Annotated in this window: 17 protein-coding genes; 2 read left to right on the top strand and 15 right to left on the bottom strand. The window is 62.2% G+C overall.

What is annotated here, in order from left to right; all coding sequences use genetic code 11:
* Positions 1-43 precede the first annotated feature (43 nt).
* The 5 genes from F3H35_RS02765 to F3H35_RS02785 are packed head-to-tail and all read right to left on the bottom strand — an operon-like array spanning position 44 to position 4,634.
* Entirely contained in the window at positions 44-778 is a 735-nt protein-coding gene (locus F3H35_RS02765) for an SDR family NAD(P)-dependent oxidoreductase (RefSeq protein WP_149778109.1), read from the bottom strand.
* Positions 775-1,338, bottom strand: a complete 564-nt coding sequence (locus F3H35_RS02770; RefSeq protein WP_149778110.1) for a DUF3833 domain-containing protein — start codon at positions 1,336-1,338, stop codon at positions 775-777. The genes F3H35_RS02765 and F3H35_RS02770 overlap by 4 nt, the downstream gene beginning before the upstream one ends.
* 4 nt (positions 1,339-1,342) lie before the next feature.
* Positions 1,343-2,578 carry an MFS transporter gene (locus F3H35_RS02775; protein ID WP_149778111.1) on the bottom strand — a complete coding sequence of 412 codons (1,236 nt, stop codon included), beginning with the start codon at positions 2,576-2,578 and terminating at the stop codon, positions 1,343-1,345.
* Positions 2,578-3,333, bottom strand: a complete 756-nt coding sequence (locus F3H35_RS02780) for a DUF1365 domain-containing protein (protein ID WP_149778112.1) — start codon at positions 3,331-3,333, stop codon at positions 2,578-2,580. The genes F3H35_RS02775 and F3H35_RS02780 overlap by 1 nt, the downstream gene beginning before the upstream one ends.
* Complete coding sequence (locus tag F3H35_RS02785) at positions 3,330-4,634, bottom strand: NAD(P)/FAD-dependent oxidoreductase (protein ID WP_149778113.1); 1,305 nt, start codon at positions 4,632-4,634, stop codon at positions 3,330-3,332. Before F3H35_RS02785 ends, F3H35_RS02780 begins: the two co-directional genes overlap by 4 nt.
* Before the next feature lie 233 nt (positions 4,635-4,867).
* Between F3H35_RS02785 and F3H35_RS02790 the strand changes: the two genes are divergently transcribed.
* Both F3H35_RS02790 and F3H35_RS02795 read left to right on the top strand, forming a co-directional pair.
* On the top strand, positions 4,868-5,419 hold the full coding sequence (locus tag F3H35_RS02790; RefSeq protein ID WP_149778114.1) for a sigma-70 family RNA polymerase sigma factor: 552 nt from the start codon (positions 4,868-4,870) through the stop codon (positions 5,417-5,419).
* Between the two features lie 7 nt (positions 5,420-5,426).
* Entirely contained in the window at positions 5,427-6,080 is a 654-nt protein-coding gene (locus F3H35_RS02795) for a ChrR family anti-sigma-E factor (RefSeq protein ID WP_149778115.1), read from the top strand.
* A gap of 6 nt (positions 6,081-6,086) precedes the next feature.
* Here F3H35_RS02795 and F3H35_RS02800 read toward each other — a convergent pair whose 3' ends face one another.
* The 10 genes from F3H35_RS02800 to F3H35_RS02850 form a co-directional block, all read right to left on the bottom strand.
* The gene (locus F3H35_RS02800) at positions 6,087-6,932 is read right to left on the bottom strand and encodes an urea carboxylase-associated family protein (protein ID WP_149778116.1); all 846 of its coding nucleotides are present in this window, start codon (positions 6,930-6,932) and stop codon (positions 6,087-6,089) included.
* Between the two features lie 229 nt (positions 6,933-7,161).
* Positions 7,162-7,356: a hypothetical protein gene (locus tag F3H35_RS02810; RefSeq protein ID WP_149778118.1), complete on the bottom strand. Its 195-nt coding sequence runs from the start codon at positions 7,354-7,356 to the stop codon at positions 7,162-7,164.
* A 126-nt stretch (positions 7,357-7,482) separates the two neighbouring features.
* Positions 7,483-8,265 carry a succinate dehydrogenase iron-sulfur subunit gene (locus F3H35_RS02815; protein ID WP_037294837.1) on the bottom strand — a complete coding sequence of 261 codons (783 nt, stop codon included), beginning with the start codon at positions 8,263-8,265 and terminating at the stop codon, positions 7,483-7,485.
* Positions 8,266-8,277: 12 nt separating this feature from the next.
* A complete protein-coding gene (locus tag F3H35_RS02820) occupies positions 8,278-8,598 on the bottom strand; it encodes a succinate dehydrogenase (protein ID WP_149778119.1) in 321 nt (106 codons plus the stop codon).
* Positions 8,598-10,403 carry a succinate dehydrogenase flavoprotein subunit gene (gene sdhA, locus F3H35_RS02825; protein WP_149778120.1) on the bottom strand — a complete coding sequence of 602 codons (1,806 nt, stop codon included), beginning with the start codon at positions 10,401-10,403 and terminating at the stop codon, positions 8,598-8,600. Before sdhA ends, F3H35_RS02820 begins: the two co-directional genes overlap by 1 nt.
* Before the next feature lie 18 nt (positions 10,404-10,421).
* The gene (gene sdhD, locus F3H35_RS02830; protein ID WP_149778121.1) at positions 10,422-10,793 is read right to left on the bottom strand and encodes a succinate dehydrogenase, hydrophobic membrane anchor protein; all 372 of its coding nucleotides are present in this window, start codon (positions 10,791-10,793) and stop codon (positions 10,422-10,424) included.
* A gap of 13 nt (positions 10,794-10,806) precedes the next feature.
* Positions 10,807-11,190 carry a succinate dehydrogenase, cytochrome b556 subunit gene (gene sdhC / locus F3H35_RS02835; RefSeq protein WP_007812221.1) on the bottom strand — a complete coding sequence of 128 codons (384 nt, stop codon included), beginning with the start codon at positions 11,188-11,190 and terminating at the stop codon, positions 10,807-10,809.
* Between the two features lie 295 nt (positions 11,191-11,485).
* On the bottom strand, positions 11,486-14,686 hold the full coding sequence (locus F3H35_RS02840; protein ID WP_149778122.1) for an efflux RND transporter permease subunit: 3,201 nt from the start codon (positions 14,684-14,686) through the stop codon (positions 11,486-11,488).
* Positions 14,679-15,662 carry an efflux RND transporter periplasmic adaptor subunit gene (locus F3H35_RS02845; RefSeq protein WP_149778123.1) on the bottom strand — a complete coding sequence of 328 codons (984 nt, stop codon included), beginning with the start codon at positions 15,660-15,662 and terminating at the stop codon, positions 14,679-14,681. Before F3H35_RS02845 ends, F3H35_RS02840 begins: the two co-directional genes overlap by 8 nt.
* Before the next feature lie 118 nt (positions 15,663-15,780).
* Positions 15,781-16,812, bottom strand: coding sequence for a MaoC family dehydratase (locus F3H35_RS02850; RefSeq protein WP_149778124.1), 1,032 nt, complete (start codon positions 16,810-16,812; stop codon positions 15,781-15,783).

Below are 16,812 nucleotides of genomic sequence, written 5' to 3' on the forward strand. Positions count from 1 at the left end.
TGATGCGACAGGATGGCCCGGCGGTTCTCCGGCGTCTTTGATCCTACGCAAACAGCCGATAATAGAGCCAGTTCGGCAAGAACCGCGACAGCCGGAAGACAAGGCTGAACAGACCCGGGAAGCTCCGGTCAAAAGCCGCCTTGTCGCACATCAGCTCGAACATTTCCTGCGCCGCCTGCTCGGGCGTCATCAGGAACGGCATGTGAAACGCGTTCTTGTCCGTCAACCGCGTCTTGATGAACCCGGGATTGGCCAGCTGCACCCGCACCCCCGTCCGCCACAGATCGGCCCTCAGCGATTCGGTCAGCGACATCACCGCCGCCTTCGACGCCCCATAGCCCACCGCACCGGGCAGCCCCCGGAAGCCTGCAAGCGACCCGGTCATCACGATATGTCCCGCGTCACGCGCCACCATCTGCGGCACCACATGGCTTAGAACCCTGACCGCTCCGGTGAAGTTGACATCGGCCATCGCGATCGCCTGCTCGGCGTTCCAATCGGTCGCGGGCATGGGCCAATAGACCCCCGCAAGAAAGACCATGCCATCGATTTCGCCAATTTCTTCAGTGGCTTGCGCGACACTCGCCTCGTCGCCCACATCGACGGCCACCGCCCTTGCGCGCCCGGGAAGCCCGGCCACCACCTCGTCAAGTCGGTCCTTGTTGCGCCCCGAAACAATGACCTCGGCACCCGCCGTGTTCAACTTTTGGGCCAGTGCCAGACCCAGACCTTCACTGGCGCCAACCAGCCAGTATCGCTTGCCAACCCAATCCATCACGCCGGGGTCACCTTGCGCATGGTGGCCACCAGTTCGGCCACCTTGATGCCGAATTTGCGGAACTGACTGCGGTTCACCACGACCCCATTGGGCGCCAGATACATCCAGTCGGTCACACCCAGAACATGACCTCCGGCCTCTTTCGGCATCCTTATCCGATACTCCAGCCGCACCGCAGGCCCGGCCTGTTTGCCGCTGCCCACACCGACCAGATCATCGGCCTCGGCCCGGATCGTTCCGTCATTGCCCAGGGTCAGCCGCCATTCGCGGTCCTGCGTATTGCCGCTGTCATAGAGGAAACGCTCTTTCATCACCCCGTGATTGCCATCCCAATGCGCTTCGAAATCCGCCGTAAACCGCGAGGCCACACGGCCCAAGGGGCCATAGATCACGCCTTCGCATTTGATCGGACCGTTCAGATACTGGCGCAGATCGAAATGCGGCTGCTGCCCGGCATAGTCTTCGGGCCTCTGCGCAGTGAAACCGGCGAACCGCTCCTTGAGAACGGCCAACACCAGAATCAGGGCCGCGCCCAGGGCGACATACATGAACGCACTCATTGGCTCAGGCTCCTTTTTCCAAGATTTTCATATCAAGAGTCGTCTCGTCGATGGTCGTGCTCGCCAGCAGGCCAATCGCCACCAGCTTGAGAACACATGGCAACGCGCCATACAGCAGGCTCAACAGCATCAGGGCATCCTCGGTATTGTCCTGCCCAGCCTGAAAGCCACCGGTCTGCAAAAGCGGCAACAAGGCCACAGCCGCCAGCGCCAGCGTGAATTTCGACACGAACGACCACAGACCAAACGCCTCGGTGGCACCGGGCGACACCTTTTCCATGCGCGCGGCAAACAAGGCTGGAAGCAGGGTCATGTCCGCGCCAAGCGCCGCACCCGAAGCCACGCAGATCACCGCGAAAGCCCAAAGATCACCGCTGCCAAGCGTGACCGCCGCCGCAAAGGCGACAATCGACAAACCCATACCCACAAGCAGCACGCGCTTGGGGCCGATCCCCTCGGCCAGCCGTCCCCATACGGGCGCGGCAAGCGCGGCCGACAGGAAGAACATCAAAAGAAACGGCCCTTCCCATCCCGGCGCATCCAGCCGGCTTTCCACAAAGAACAAAAACAGCGTCGAGCTCACCGCGACAGGCGCCGCATTGACCAGTGCCACGGCCAGCAGCTTGCGGGCGATCGGATCACGCAGCACGCCGCCAAACCCGGTGCTTTCCACCTGTGCGGCCTGCCATTGGCCCATCATCGCCAGCACGGCCGCCACAGCCAGTCCGACAAAGGCCAGCGCAAATCCCGCATATCCACCTAGCGCAATCGGCGCGACTGCAGCGGCACAAATGCCAAGCAAAGCGCCAGTCTCGCGCCAGCGCGCCAGTCGCAAATGGCCCTGCTCAGGCAGGTATCCCGCAGCAGAAACGCCTTGGGCGTAAAAACAGATCGTCAGATAGCTGAACGCCGAGAACACCACCGTCAGCATCACCGCGAACCATGCCAGGGGCATGAACAGCGGCTCGACCGCGAACAGACCCAGCATGGCGCCCGCCATCAGCACTACCGCGATGGCCACCGACAGCCCGCGTTGCGCCCGGACGCGGTCTGCAAGCCGCCCAAGCAACGGATCCTGCACCACATCGAGAAGCCGCAGCACGAACAACACGGTGCCAAGTGCCGCCAGCGACACACCGTATTCATCCACGTAGAACTTGGGCGCGTGGATATAGAGCGGCAGTCCGGCAGACGCCAGAAGCGCCGCGAACAGGGCATATGATGGCAGGCGTGGGGCCATCAGCGGCTCACCTCCTGCGCAGGGGGCTCTGGACGGCTGCGGAACCTGGCGCCCTTCCACCACAGCTTGAGCGCCTGCCAATGGATCAATGTCAGCACCCGCCGTGACCCGAAGGGCCGACGCAGACAGGCGCGCAACAGCCCCGCATTGGTCAGCGGCTTTCGCGGCCCCACAAGCGTGGCGATCACGCCTCCGTTGCCACCGGTGAAATCGATCCAGATGCCGATCCTGTCAGACCGCAGATCGAAGCGGAATTCATAGCTGCCCTCGACACGCTGAAATGGCGAGACATAGAAAATCTTGGCTGCGGACATCGTGTCCTGCGCGGTGATCGGCTCAAGATCATCGCGGTGGCACAAATAGGAATGACGATCGCCATAGGTGTTGTTGACCTCGGCGATGATAACCCGCACGGCGTCTTGCGCATCCCGGCAAATCCAGAAAGAGACCGGATTGAACACATGCCCCAGAATCCGCGGCTGCGCCAAAAGCTCGATCCGATGCGGCGCGGGCAGGTCATGCGAGGCCAGAACCTCGCGCACCCATGCAGCACCCCGCCCATCGCCCGGTGCGCCGCCGTGATCCTTGTCCCGCACCGAGGCGAGCGCCGCGCGATTGCGTCCGAACAGCCGAGGGCCGGTCACCGGCGCTTCGGCATCCAGCAGCACATAGTCGATACCATAGCGAAAGGCGTTTTCCACAGCGCCTTTACGCCCATGCCATGTGTGGCCCGCGATATGATCTATGACGGTCATTCCGCGGCAACGGCCGGGACAGCGCCGCGCGACCCGATCGACTCGGCCACGTCGATTGCGCTCGACAAGCCATCCTCGTGGAAGCCATTGCGCATCCACGCCCCACAGAACCAAGTGCCGTTCTGACCGTTCATGGCGCGCATGTCTTCCTGCGCCTTGAGTGCGGCCAGATCATAGACCGGGTGATGCAGCGTCACCTGATCATAGATCAGCTCTTCTCGGATCGGGCGGGTGGAATTCAGCGTCACGAAATGCGGATCGTCCTGCGGGATCGGCTGCAGCCTGTTCATCCAATAGGTCATGTCGATCTGACCGTCGCGCTTGGCCGGTGTCTCGGAATAGTTCCACGACGACCAGACCGACCGCTTGCGCGGCATCACCGCGGGGTCGGCGTGCAGAACGATCTCGTTCGGCTGGTACCCGATGGCGCCAAGTGCCTTGGTCTCGGCCTCGGTCGCATCGCTCAACAGGCGCAGCGACACATCCGAATGGGTCGCCATGATGACCTCGTCAAAGCCTTCCCATTCGCCACCATGCGCCTTCACCTCGACACCCGCGGGAATCCGCCGCACCGCATCCACCGCACAGCCCAGCCGGATATCCACGCCCAGTTTGTCCAGCGCAGCGCCCATCCGCGTCACATACGATATCGAGCCGCCCTGCACCGTGTACCATTGATGCTGGCCAGAATAATTCATCAGCGCGTGATTTTCGAAGAACCGGATCAGCGCATGTGCCGGAAAGTCCAATATGCGTTCTTTCGGCGTCGACCAGATCGCCCCCGAAAGCGGCATCAGGTAATAGTCGCGGAACCAGGCACCTGTCCCCAGTTCGTCAAGAAAATCCCCGATCGTCAGATCACGGTGCGATTGCGCTTTCGACGGCGCTTGCGCGTTGAAGCGCATGATGTCCCTCAGCATCCCCAGGAACTTCGGGTTCATCAGGTTGCGGCGCTGCGCGAATACCGCATCGAAACTGGCCAGCCCGTATTCCAGACCACCACCGCGCACCGACGCCCCGAAGCTCATGTTGCTTTTGACGACAGGCACATCCAGTTCGGCAAAGATGCGCGCCAGGTTCGGGTAATTGGCATAGTTGAAAACGATGAACCCGGTATCCACCGGCTGATCCCCGTTCTTGCCCGCCACGATTGTGCGCGCATGTCCGCCCAGACGGGGCTCCACCTCGAACAGGGTGACATCATGCGACCCACCCAATTCATACGCTGCGCCCATCCCGGAGATCCCGGCGCCGATCACGGCGATCTTCCTGCGCGTGCCTGCGCCTGCTTCGAATGGCATGAGAATAGTCAGTCCTTTTTCATTGTTGGTTGGCATTACGCTCTGGATGCCTGCTTGGATGACTAACTGTTTGCATTATTTTTTTCCAAACTTGTGATCCACCCCGTCAAACATACCGTATCCACTGTATGCTGAATGACACAGAGATCGCAGCTCCGCTTGTCCACTCGCCCCCTTTCCGGGGCCGTGTTAAACGGTGTTCGACGCAACCTCGAAGTCTGGAATCAGCTGACGTGACAAACCTACGGGAAAGGGAAAATGACGACTGGGTCGCCTGCATCTCGCGTATTCGTGACGCTCAGGATCAGGCTGCTTTCGCCGAGCTGTTCAATCATTTCGCCCCTCGCGTGAAGGCGTTTCTCATGCGCTCCGGCGCTGACGCCACCCTGGCCGAGGAATGCACCCAGGAGGTGATGGCGACGCTCTGGCAGAAGGCCCATCTTTTCGACCCGACCCGGGCCAGCGCGGCCACATGGATTTTCACGATCGCTCGAAACCGCAAGATCGATGCGATCCGCAAATACAAGCGGCCCGAGCCCGAGGATCTTCCCTGGGGCCCCGAGGCCGAACCGGATCAGGCCGATGCGCTGGTCCTGCAACAGGAAAGTGAACAGTTGGGACAGGCCCTCGCGACCCTTCCCGACAAACAGAGAACGCTGATCGAAAAGGCCTATTTCGGGGATCTCAGCCATAGCGAGATCGCCGAGCAGACGGGCCTGCCACTGGGCACGATCAAATCAAGGATAAGACTGGCGCTTGACCGACTGCGCCACGCAATGAAGTGAATGTGACATGACCGACAAGATCAAACACCACCTGACCGACGCCCTGTTGATGGCGTATTCCGCCGGGACCCTTCCCGAGGCGTTCAGCCTGACGGTCGCAGCGCATATTTCCATGTGCGACGAATGCCGCGCCCGCCTTGGTGCTTTCGATACGGTCGGCGGCGCGCTGATCGAAAGCTGCGAGACCGCCGAGCTTTCCTCCGGCAGCCTCGAGGCAACTTTGAACCGGATCAAATCGGGTGACATGGGCAATACCCCCGCGAAACCTGTGCGCCGTGGCGGCATCCTGCCCGCTCCCGTGCAGGATTATGTCGGCGGTGATCTGGACGCCGTGAAATGGAAGCCCGTTGGCATGGGTGTCAAGCAGGCGATCCTGACCACGTCGCGCGATGCGACTGTTCGCCTCCTCTATATTCCCGCAGGCGCGGCGGTCCCGGACCACGGCCATGCCGGCACCGAGCTTACTCTTGTGCTCAAGGGCGCGTTCCGTGACGAGATGGATCATTTCGGCCCCGGCGACATAGAGATCGCCAACGAAGATGTGGATCACACGCCCGTCGCGGATATCGGCGAGGATTGCATCTGTCTCGCCGCCACGGACGCACCGCTGAAGTTCCGCGGCCTGATCCCCCGGATCGCGCAGCCCTTCCTGCGGATCTGAGCTGCCTCAGGCCCGCCCGTGACTGCGATCATAGCCATTCACGGGCGGTGACACCCACCCGTTCAGCGCGCCTTGAGCGGGCTCGAACATTTCGACAAGCAGCGGATGACAGCGCGCCGTGTCGCTGGAATGCTCGGTCGAACAATCCCCACCCGGACAGGCGCTCAACGCGCCAAGCAAGTCGATTTCAGCGAAAAACTCAAGGTGATCGCCGGGCCGCACCGGGCTTGCCTTCATGAAATATTGTCCTGTGTCTCGGGTGAACCCCGTACACATGAACACGTTGAGCACGTCATGGACATGCGCTTCGGCCTCGTGCAGCGACAGCCCCGTTTCATCGGCCAGCGCGCGCGTGAGGTTGGAGTGACAGCAATGATGATACTGCGTCCCGCTCAGAAGATTGCCGGTATAGGGATCGCAGCGCGTGCCGATCACATCATGCACCGATCCGCCATAGGCGTCGATCCCGTACCAATCCAGCGTATCCGTTATGATCGTCGCCATCGGTCGCAGATACGGAAAGCTGGACCACATCCGCTCTCCCACCGTCAGATGCGTTCCATGCAGCGCGCGGGATTTGCCCGAATAGAACCGCTCCGACAGATCCTCGGCGTTCCACAAGTTCAGATCGCCCACCTGCGGCCCCTCGACCGATGATATCCGGAAGAATTGTCCCGCCTTCACCCTGAAACAGGCCGCATCGCGCGGCGGCACCACCACCTCGCCCAGCTTGACAGCCCCTTTTCGGGCCTGCGCATAAAGCTCCAGATCAGGCACCGGGAGCGTCTCGTTGGGATAGCAGATCACCGGCTCTACAGCGCGGCGGGCGGCGGCATCGGAAGGCTCGGTCATGTCATGCCTCTTGGTCAGCGTATCTGGTCAGCCAGACAATCCAGAGGCGGTTTTCCCGTCATTGTAAAGGTCTCGGCGCCACAGGCCATGCAGCGAAATTTCTTCATCCCGTCCCGATCCCCGCGCCTGTCCTCGCGCCAGCGGCACCTGCGCGTGCGCCGGTTCGAGAAGATCACGATCAGCACAAAGGCCAGGATAAGACCGAGAACAACGACCAAACGGCACCCGATCAGTAATAGGCGTACATCTGCTCCAGAGCACCCAAATTGGGGGCAACGACGATATTCGCCGGTGCTTCGGGAGTGTAATAGACCTCGAACCAATCGGCCATGCTCCGGATCGCGGACCGGATCTCGGGGGATTTTGTCTGCTGCGGTTGTGCCGGGAGGGCCATGATCTTTCTCCGTTCCAGAATGTTCGCCATGAACCTAATCCTCCGGGCTCTGCTCTTGAACGGCCAGAGTTGCAGAGACGTTATGCAGACACCGCATGTCCCGAACGAAAAGACCCCGGCGATGCGCCGGGGTCCCTGTCCGTCAGTCCTGCCCGATCAAACCGCGCGTTCGACCATCATCTTCTTGATCTCGGCAATCGCCTTGGCCGGGTTCAGACCCTTGGGGCAGGTCTTGGTGCAGTTCATGATCGTATGGCAGCGATACAGCTTGAACGGATCTTCCAGATCGTCAAGCCGCTCACCCGTGGCCTCGTCACGGCTGTCGATGATCCAGCGATAGGCATGCAACAAGGCCGCCGGTCCAAGATACTTGTCGCCGTTCCACCAATAGCTCGGGCACGAGGTCGAACAGCTTGCGCACATCACGCATTCGTACAACCCGTCAAGCTTCTCACGATCCTCGATCGATTGCTTCCACTCTTTCGCGGGGCGGTTCGTCTTGGTTTCCAGCCACGGCATGATGCTGGCGTGCTGCGCGTAGAAATGCGTGAGGTCCGGAATCAGATCCTTGACCACAGGCATGTGCGGCAGGGGATAGATCTTCACGTCGCCCTTGATCTCATCCATGCCATAGATGCAGGCCAGCGTGTTGATCCCGTCGATATTCATCGCGCAGGACCCACAAATCCCCTCGCGGCACGAGCGGCGGAACGTCAGCGTCGGGTCGATCTTGGTCTTGATGTAAATCAGCGCATCCAGAACCATCGGCCCGCAATCGTCGGTATCGACGAAATACGTGTCCACACGCGGATTCGCACCGTCATCGGGGTTCCAGCGATAGATCTGGAACTTGCGCACAGCCTTGCCGGCCCCCTCGGGCTTCGGCCATGTCTTGCCCGTCGTCATGCGGGAGTTCTTGGGCAATCTGAATTGTACCATGTTCTACTCCTTTCAGCCGCCCAACAGGGTCAGGCTATTTGCGGCGATGCATTGCACGGCCTCCGGGCGCTGTGCGATGCCGACAATCTCTTGCGCGACCTCCGGGGTCACTCCAGTGACACTGGCCCCGGCGATACTGATGATCTCGCGCGCCGAGGCAGCGTCTATGATGCAATCGGTGACAGGTGCTGCATTCACACCGGGAAACCTGTCCGCAACCACGGTATTGACCACGCCCTTGGCCCGCTCGCGTGCAAAATCGTCCGCCATCTGATTGGTGGCCTGACAGCCACTCAGCGTGACAAAAGCAAGACAGGCCGCGCCCAATCGCATCAGAATGTCCGCTCTTTCGGGGCGATCTTCTTCAGGCTGATGCCCCCCTGCTCTTCGGTCGTGAGCGGCGCTTCGATGATCGGGCGATAGCTCAGCGCCGTCTTGGCGCCATCGACCCTTGCGATGGTGTGGACGCGCCACTTGGTATCGTCGCGATCCGGGAAATCCTCGTGGGCATGTGCGCCGCGGCTTTCCTTGCGTGCCTCTGCACCTGCGATGGTGGCCAGCGCATTGGGCATCAGATTGGTCAGCTCGAGCGTTTCCATCAGGTCCGAGTTCCACACAAGGCTGCGGTCCGTCACCTTCAGATCGCCCATCTTGGCGGCGATGGCCGTCATCTTTTCCACACCTTCCGCCAGCGTCTTGGATGTGCGGAACACCGCGGCATCGTCCTGCATGGTGCGCTGCATCTCGAGCCGCAAGTCTGCCGTCGGAACGGCGCCATCCGCATGACGCAGCCCGTCGAACCGATCGAGCGCCTTGTCCACCTGCGCCGTGTTGGTCGACGGCACCGCGGCCTCCCGGTCCACCACATCGCCCGCGCGGATCGCCGCCGCGCGACCGAACACCACCAGATCGATGAGCGAGTTCGATCCAAGCCGGTTCGCACCATGCACGCTGGCGCAGCCCGCCTCACCCACGGCCATCAGGCCCGGAACGATGGCGTTGGGGTCTTTCTCGGTCGGGTTCAGCACCTCGCCCCAGTAATTCGTCGGAATGCCGCCCATGTTGTAATGCACCGTCGGCAGAACCGGGATCGGCTCTTTGGTGACGTCCACACCGGCAAAGATGCGCGCGCTTTCCGAGATGCCGGGCAGGCGCAGTTGCAGCGCCTCTTTCGGCAGGTGGCTGAGGTTCAGATGGATATGGTCGCCATGCGGCCCCACTCCGCGACCTTCGCGGATTTCCATGGTCATCGAGCGGCTCACGTAGTCACGCGGCGCCAGATCCTTGTAGTTGGGCGCATAGCGCTCCATGAAACGCTCGCCCTCCGAGTTGGTCAGATACCCGCCCTCGCCGCGTGCGCCTTCTGTAATCAGACAGCCCGAGCCATAGATGCCCGTCGGATGGAACTGCACGAACTCCATGTCCTGCAAAGGCAGGCCCGCGCGCGCCACCATCCCGCCGCCGTCACCGGTGCAGGTATGCGCGCTTGTCGCGCTGAAATAGGCCCGTCCGTAGCCGCCAGTGGCCAGAACCACCATCTTGGCATTGAAGACATGCATGGTGCCGTCGTCCAGCTTCCAGCAGACCACACCGGTGCAGGCGCCATCATCGCTCATGATCAGGTCGATGGCGAAATACTCGATGTAGAATTCCGCCTTCTGCTTGAGGCTCTGGCCATAAAGCGTGTGCAGGATGGCATGCCCGGTGCGGTCGGCAGCCGCGCAGGTGCGCTGCACCGGGGGGCCTTCGCCGAATTCGGTCGTATGCCCGCCAAAGGGCCGCTGATAGATCTTGCCCTCTTCGGTGCGCGAGAAGGGCACACCGTAATGCTCCAGCTCGTAAACCGCCTTGGGGGCTTCGCGCGCCAGGTATTCCATCGCATCCGTGTCACCCAGCCAGTCGCTGCCCTTCACGGTGTCGTACATATGCCACTGCCAGTGATCCGGCCCCATATTCGACAGCGACGCGGCGATCCCGCCCTGTGCCGCCACCGTATGCGAGCGTGTCGGGAACACCTTGGTGACGCAAGCGGTACGCAGGCCCTGTTCGGCCATGCCGAGCGTGGCGCGCAGACCCGCGCCACCGGCCCCGACAACAACCACGTCATAATCGTGTGTTTCGTATTCGTAAGCGGCCATTATCTGCAACTCCGGGTCTTAAAGGGCGATCTTGAGCACGGCGAAAACGCCAGTGGCGATCAAACCGTAACTTAGAACGGTAACGGCAATGATCAGCACCTTGCGCGTCATTCCGCGGGCATAATCCTCGATCATGGTCTGCGCACCTTTGCGGAAGTGCTGCAATCCCACGAAAATGACCAGCAAGGTCAGGATCGCCATGGCCGGATGCGAGAATGTCGCCATCACCTCGTCGTGGGTGCCGCCAAGTGCGCGCCCGAAAAAGAACAGGAACAGCGGCACGATCAGCGCAAGGCCAACGGCGCTCACGGTCATGTACCAGTGATGCTCGGTGCCGGTATGGGCCGCGCCCAGTCCTTCGGCTCGCTTGCGTGCAGTCAGATAACGCATGGCTGGCCCTTCCTCAGATGATAAGCAGCGTGATGACGGTCAGGATGACCGAACCGCCGATGCAGGCCCAGCCCAGCTTCTCGGAGGTTTCGATCTCAAGACCCTTGCCCGCGTCGTAGTAAAGGTGACGCAGCCCGGCCAGGTAGTGATACCAGATAGCCCATAGCGACAGCGTCAGCACCAGATCGCCGAACCACGAGGTCACGACCGCATCGGCGATCGCGAAATAGTCCGGTCCCGTCGCCGCCGCCAGCAACCACCACACGATCAGCAGCACGCCGACGATCAGGGCATTGCCCGTGATCCGCGTCAGGATCGAGGAGATCGAGGTCATCTGCGGGCGATAGACTTGAAGATGCGGCGAAAGGGGGCGCTCGCCCCTGTTCACGTCGGCCATGGTCAGTCCCTTCGTTGTCGTCTCCGACGCGTGCCTCCCATCTGGCAATCCGCGTCCGTTCCGAGGAATCTTTTAGCGCCCCAGACGGTTTTGCACAGCCCCAATTCCCGGATTCTCCCCGCAATTCATGACAGAATCTTGTATTTGTGATCACGTAAATTACCGCGTGATCACAAAATTGCGGGTTCTAAACACCTTTTGCGCTTGAAACATCTCGAAGGATGACGCGCTGAGTCTCTTCCGTCAGCCGCATCGCAAAGCGCAAGCACCGCCTTTCGTGATCACAAATCCGCCGTCATGTCTTGAACACCCTGTAGATCGCCGGAATGACCAGCACTGTCAGCAAGGTGGACGAGATCAGCCCAAAGAACAACGACAGCGCCAGCCCCTGGAATATCGGATCGGCAAGGATCACCGCCGCCCCGATCATCGCGGCCAGCGCCGTCAGCAGAATCGGCCTGAACCGGATCGCGCCTGCGTCGATCAGTATCTCCAGATCGCTCTTGCCCGCAGGATCGGTATGCCGGATGAAATCCACCAACAGGATCGAATTGCGCACGATGATCCCCGCCAGCGCGATGAACCCGATCATCGACGGCGCCGAAAACGGCGCCTCCCACAACCAATGGCCCAGCATGATCCCGATAAAGGTCAACGGCACGGGCGTCAGGATCACCAGCGGCACCCGAAACGATCCGAACTGCGCCACCACAAGGATATATATCCCCAGCAACGCCACCCCGAACGCCGCGCCCATATCGCGGAACGTCACCCAGGTGACCTCCCATTCCCCGTCCCACAGCAGCGTGACTTGGCTTTCATCGCTCGGCTGGCCATTCAGCGCGATCTGCGGCTTGTACCCATCGGGCCAGTCCATCGCGTCGATCTGCTCGGCCACCGCCAGCATCCCGTAAAGCGGCGCCTCGAAATCCCCGGCCAGCTCCGCCGTGACCATTTCAAGATCGCGCCCGTTGCGCCGGAAGATCGGGAACGATGCCAACTCTTCGCGCAGCTGCACGACATCGCCCAACTCCACCACGCCCCGCGCCCCCGGCAGCACATTTGCCGGGATCGGCGTCGACAGGAACCGCTGATCCAGCACGCGGTCAGCCTTGGCCTGCGCCACGGTGATCGGGATCGGATCACGCCCCTCGCCGCGATGCGAATAGCCGACGACCGTCTGCCCGTTCAGGATGCTCAGCGTGTCGAACACATCAGGTTCCTGCACGCCGAAAAACTCCAGGTCATCGGCCGAAATCGTCGCCCGCAACCGGCGCGCCTGTTCCCCGAAACTGTCATCCACATCGACGATGAACGGCACCTCTTCGAAGGCTTGGCGCAACTTGCGCGCCACCTCGCGCCGGGTCTCTGCATCCGGGCCATAGACCTCGGCCAAGAGCGTGGCCAGAACCGGCGGGCCGGGCGGCGGCTCGACCGTCTTGAGCACGGCACCCTCGGGCAGATCGAGCGCCCCAAGCCTGTCGCGCAGGTCCAGCGCGATCTCATGGCTGGTTCGATCGCGCACGTCCTTGGACGCCAGCTTGATCTGCACATCGCCCTGTTCGGGCATCTCGCGCAGGTAATAATGCCGGACAAGCCCGTTGAAGTTGAATGGCGACGCGGTGCCGGCATGGGTCTGCGCCTCGATCACCTCGGGCAGGTCCATCGCCACCCGTGCCACCTGCTGCACCACGGCATCCGTCGCCTCGACAGATGATCCCTCGGGCAGGTCCACCACCACCGACAATTCCGATTTGTTGTCGAAGGGCAGCAGCTTCACGGTCACATCCTGTGTGTAAAGCAGGCCGAGCGATCCGAAAGACACCACCACCGTCGTCAACAGGAACAGCCAGCTGCGCGCCTTGGTCGCCAGGATCGGCTCCGCCACACGACGGTAAAGACGCCCCAAGGCGCCCTCGCCCTCCTGATGATGGGGGCCGCCATCCTTGCCCGCGACCTTCACCATGAGCCACGGCGTCACCATCACGGCCACAAAGAACGAAAAGATCATCGCCGCCGACGCATTGGCCGGGATCGGGCTCATATAAGGCCCCATCAATCCCGACACGAACAACATCGGCAACAGCGCCGCCACCACCGTCAGCGTCGCCACCACCGTGGGGTTGCCCACCTCTGCCACCGCCTCGATCGCGGCGCTTACCTTGGACTTGGCCCGGTCCAACTGCCAGTGCCGCGCGATATTCTCGATCACGACAATCGCATCATCCACAAGGATACCGATGGAAAAGATCAGCGCAAAAAGCGACACGCGGTTGAGCGTATAGCCCATGATCCACGCCGCGAACAATGTCAGCAGGATCGTCATCGGGATCACAACCGCCACCACGATTCCCTCGCGCCAGCCGATCGACAGCCAGACCAGCGCGATGATCGACACGGTCGCCAGACCCAGATGGAACAGCAGCTCGTTGGCCTTCTCATTGGCGGTTTCGCCGTAATCGCGGGTCACCGACAGCGCGACCGTTTCGGGAATCAGATCGCCCTCAAGCGCGTGGACCCGGTGCAGGATTTCTTCGGCGACCACCACCGCATTGGCCCCGGCCCGCTTGGCCAGCGCCAGCGTGACCGCCGGCGCGCGGTGCAGATCACCGTCACCGGTGCGGCTCACCTGCGCCACGGTGTGCTCGGACATATCCGGCACAAAATCAATATCGGCCACGTCCCCGACATAGACGGGGCGCCCGTCGCGGGTGGTGAGCAACAGTTTGGCGACGGCCGCCGGATCACTCAGCGTCTCGCCCGCGATCAGGTCGATCTGCTGGCCGCCATCGCGCACCAGCCCGGTGCTGAAGGCCCGGTTCGCCGCCCCGACCTTGCCCGCCAGCTGTTGCAGCGTGACCCCGTAAAGCGCCAGCTTTTCGGGGTCAGGCGCCACTCGGATCGCCTCCTGCGCCTCACCGGTCAAATAGGTCAGGCCGACATTCTCGATCTTGGTCAACTCGCCGCGCAGCGCCCGCGCGATCCGGCTCAGGTCATACGAACTCACCTCCTGCCCCGGCTTGCCCGACAAGGTCAGCGTGACAATCGCCACATCGTTGATCCCGCGCCCCACGATCAGCGGCTCGGGGATGCCGACGGGGATACGGTCCATGTTGGCGCGCACCTTTTCATGCACCCTCAGAATCGCCGCATCCGCCGAGGTGCCGACCTCGAACCGCGCCGTCACCATCGCGCCATCGTCGCGCGTCTGCGAATAGACATGCTCCACATCGTCGATCGCCTTGACGATGTTTTCCATCGGCTCGGTCACAAGCTGCACGGCGTCTTCCGCCTTCAGCCCCGAGGCGCGGATATGGATATCCACCAGCGGCACGGAAATCTGCGGCTCTTCCTCGCGCGGCAGACTGACCAGCGCGATCAGCCCCATCGCCAGCGCCGCAAGGATGATCAGCGGCGTCAACGGCGAGGTGATGAACCCGCGCGTCAGCCATCCAGCCAGACCAAGCGGCCGGTCGAAACCTTCCTGATCACTCATGATCGGTCACCACGACATCCCCCGGCAAAAGCCCGGTCAGGATCTCCACCATCGCCGCAGTCTCTTGCTCATGACGCGGACCGATCACGACACTGCGCAGCACCGGCCCATCCTCTGTGGCGACGCGTACGAAATCCAGCCCCGACCGGGTGATGACAGCAGCTTCCGGCACAAGCAGCGCCTCGCGCTGCGCCAGGGGCAGGCGCACCAGCACCCTCGCATCGACATAGCGTTCACTCAATCCCGGCACCTCGACATCCGCGATCACCCTGCCATTCTCGATCTGCGGATAGATCTTGGCCAGCCGCCCGGTGCGCGGTCCGTCCGGACCTTCGGTGAAAATCTCGTCGCCCTCGACCAGATTTCCGGCATGGCGCTCCGGCACCGCCAGACGCAGGAACACACCGCCCCCGCCGATCGTCGCCACGGTTTCGCCCGGCGTGACAACCGCGCCAACGGTGACCGGCACATCCAGAACGACACCGCCGACCGGCGCAAAGACCGAGCCCTCCGCCACCTGCTGCTCGACCACGCGGCGCTCGGCCTCGGCGGCGGCGATCTCGTTGCTGATGACGCTGACCTGCGTGCGCAGACTGTCCAGCCGCTGCACGGTAGTCACGCCGCGCTCCAGCAATTCCTCGCCGCGCGTCAGTTCGGTCTGCGCGTTCTCCAGCCGCGATTGCGCCGCCTGCATCTGCGCATCGATGGCGCGCAGACGGAACTCCAGCTTTTCATCGACGATCCGGCCAAGCCGGTCTCCGCCGGCGACCCGGTCGCCCTCGGCCACGTCCAATTCGGTCAGGGTCCCGCCCAGCCTCGCGCGTGCAGGCACCCGGTCGCGGGTTTCGATCCGGCCATAGACAGCCTTCCAGTCGGTCACTTGTACTGGAGAAAGCGTGATCTGGTCGGCGGCAACAGGCGTCGCCGCTCCAAGAACGGCAACGAGGATCGGCACGAAAGGCCAGGTCTTGAACATGAGACAGCTCCGACGGCGAAATGCATTGCGGCAACATAGGCACTCATATTCTAAAAACAATATATGAATGGCGCGCGCAATGACCTGCATCAAATGCGTCGGATCGGACAGCCCCGGCTTACATCGGGATCAACGCCCAGTAATCCAGATCCAACAGCACATGCGGCAGGTATTTGCCATCCTCGCCCCTAAGCGTGAACGGCTCCCCGCCCTTGGTGGCCACCAGCCGCAGCCGCAGCGCCCCAACCCCCGGCGCCGGGGTTTCGGCACGCTCCAGCACTTCGGTCCAAGCCCTGATCGTGTCGCCACTATAGCACGGGTTGGCATGGGCGCCCGCATTCAGACCGACGATCATCTGCGCATTCGCCAGACCGTTGAAACTCAGCGCACGCGCCATCGAGATCACGTGCCCCCCATAGATCAGCCGCCGCCCATCCTCGCGCAGCGTCGCATCGAAATGCACCTTGGCGGTGTTCTGCCACAGGCGGGTGGCCATCATGTGCTCGGCCTCTTCGACGGTGACACCATCCACATGGTCGATCACCTCGCCGGGCTGATAATCGCCCCAGCGATGCGTCTCTCCGGCCAGGGCGAAATCGTAGCCGCTGAAATCCAGCCCCTCGGGCACCACCAGATCGGCCGCCGCAAGCGCCGGTTTCAGATCGGGGATCACCGGGTCAGGGGCCGCCACTGCGGCATCGCGCTTTCGCACCATGACCCAACGCACATACTCCATCACGGTCTCGCCATGCTGGTTCTCGCCGCGTGTGCGCACCCAGACGACACCGGATTTCCCGTTCGAATTCTGCTTGAGACCGATCACCTCGCTGGTCGAACGCAGCGTATCCCCCGGCCAGACCGGCCTGAGCCAGCGCCCCTCGGCATAGCCCAGATTGGCCAGAGCATTCAGCGACACATCCGGCACCGTCTTGCCGAACACCACGTGAAACGCCGCCAGATCGTCGATCGGGCTGGCCTTCAGACCGCACGCCCGAGCAAATTCATCCGAGGAATACAGCGCGTGACGTGCCGGATAAAGCGCATGATACAGCGCCCTTTCCCCACCCGACACGGTGCGCGGCACGGCGTGCGTGATCACGTCTCCGACGCTGTAATCTTCGAAAAAACGGCCCGGATTGGTCTTGGCCAT

It is taken from the genome of Roseovarius litoreus (assembly GCF_900142765.1).
GTDB classification, from domain to species: Bacteria; Pseudomonadota; Alphaproteobacteria; order Rhodobacterales; family Rhodobacteraceae; genus Roseovarius; species Roseovarius litoreus.

Excerpts from the sequence above, each read along its gene's own strand:
- F3H35_RS02775 (WP_149778111.1), bottom strand. The coding sequence starts at position 2,578 with ATGGCCCCACGCCTGCCATCATATGCCCTGTTCGCGGCGCTTCTGGCG.
- F3H35_RS02770 (WP_149778110.1), bottom strand. The coding sequence starts at position 1,338 with ATGAGTGCGTTCATGTATGTCGCCCTGGGCGCGGCCCTGATTCTGGTG.
- sdhA (WP_149778120.1), bottom strand. The coding sequence starts at position 10,403 with ATGGCCGCTTACGAATACGAAACACACGATTATGACGTGGTTGTTGTC.
- F3H35_RS02800 (WP_149778116.1), bottom strand. The coding sequence starts at position 6,932 with ATGACCGAGCCTTCCGATGCCGCCGCCCGCCGCGCTGTAGAGCCGGTG.
- F3H35_RS02840 (WP_149778122.1), bottom strand. The coding sequence starts at position 14,686 with ATGAGTGATCAGGAAGGTTTCGACCGGCCGCTTGGTCTGGCTGGATGG.
- F3H35_RS02795 (WP_149778115.1), top strand. The coding sequence starts at position 5,427 with ATGACCGACAAGATCAAACACCACCTGACCGACGCCCTGTTGATGGCG.
- F3H35_RS02820 (WP_149778119.1), bottom strand. The coding sequence starts at position 8,598 with ATGCGATTGGGCGCGGCCTGTCTTGCTTTTGTCACGCTGAGTGGCTGT.
- sdhD (WP_149778121.1), bottom strand. The coding sequence starts at position 10,793 with ATGCGTTATCTGACTGCACGCAAGCGAGCCGAAGGACTGGGCGCGGCC.
- F3H35_RS02810 (WP_149778118.1), bottom strand. The coding sequence starts at position 7,356 with ATGGCGAACATTCTGGAACGGAGAAAGATCATGGCCCTCCCGGCACAA.
- F3H35_RS02780 (WP_149778112.1), bottom strand. The coding sequence starts at position 3,333 with ATGACCGTCATAGATCATATCGCGGGCCACACATGGCATGGGCGTAAA.
- sdhC (WP_007812221.1), bottom strand. The coding sequence starts at position 11,190 with ATGGCCGACGTGAACAGGGGCGAGCGCCCCCTTTCGCCGCATCTTCAA.
- F3H35_RS02815 (WP_037294837.1), bottom strand. The coding sequence starts at position 8,265 with ATGGTACAATTCAGATTGCCCAAGAACTCCCGCATGACGACGGGCAAG.
- F3H35_RS02845 (WP_149778123.1), bottom strand. The coding sequence starts at position 15,662 with ATGTTCAAGACCTGGCCTTTCGTGCCGATCCTCGTTGCCGTTCTTGGA.
- F3H35_RS02850 (WP_149778124.1), bottom strand. The coding sequence starts at position 16,812 with ATGGCCAAGACCAATCCGGGCCGTTTTTTCGAAGATTACAGCGTCGGA.
- F3H35_RS02785 (WP_149778113.1), bottom strand. The coding sequence starts at position 4,634 with ATGCCATTCGAAGCAGGCGCAGGCACGCGCAGGAAGATCGCCGTGATC.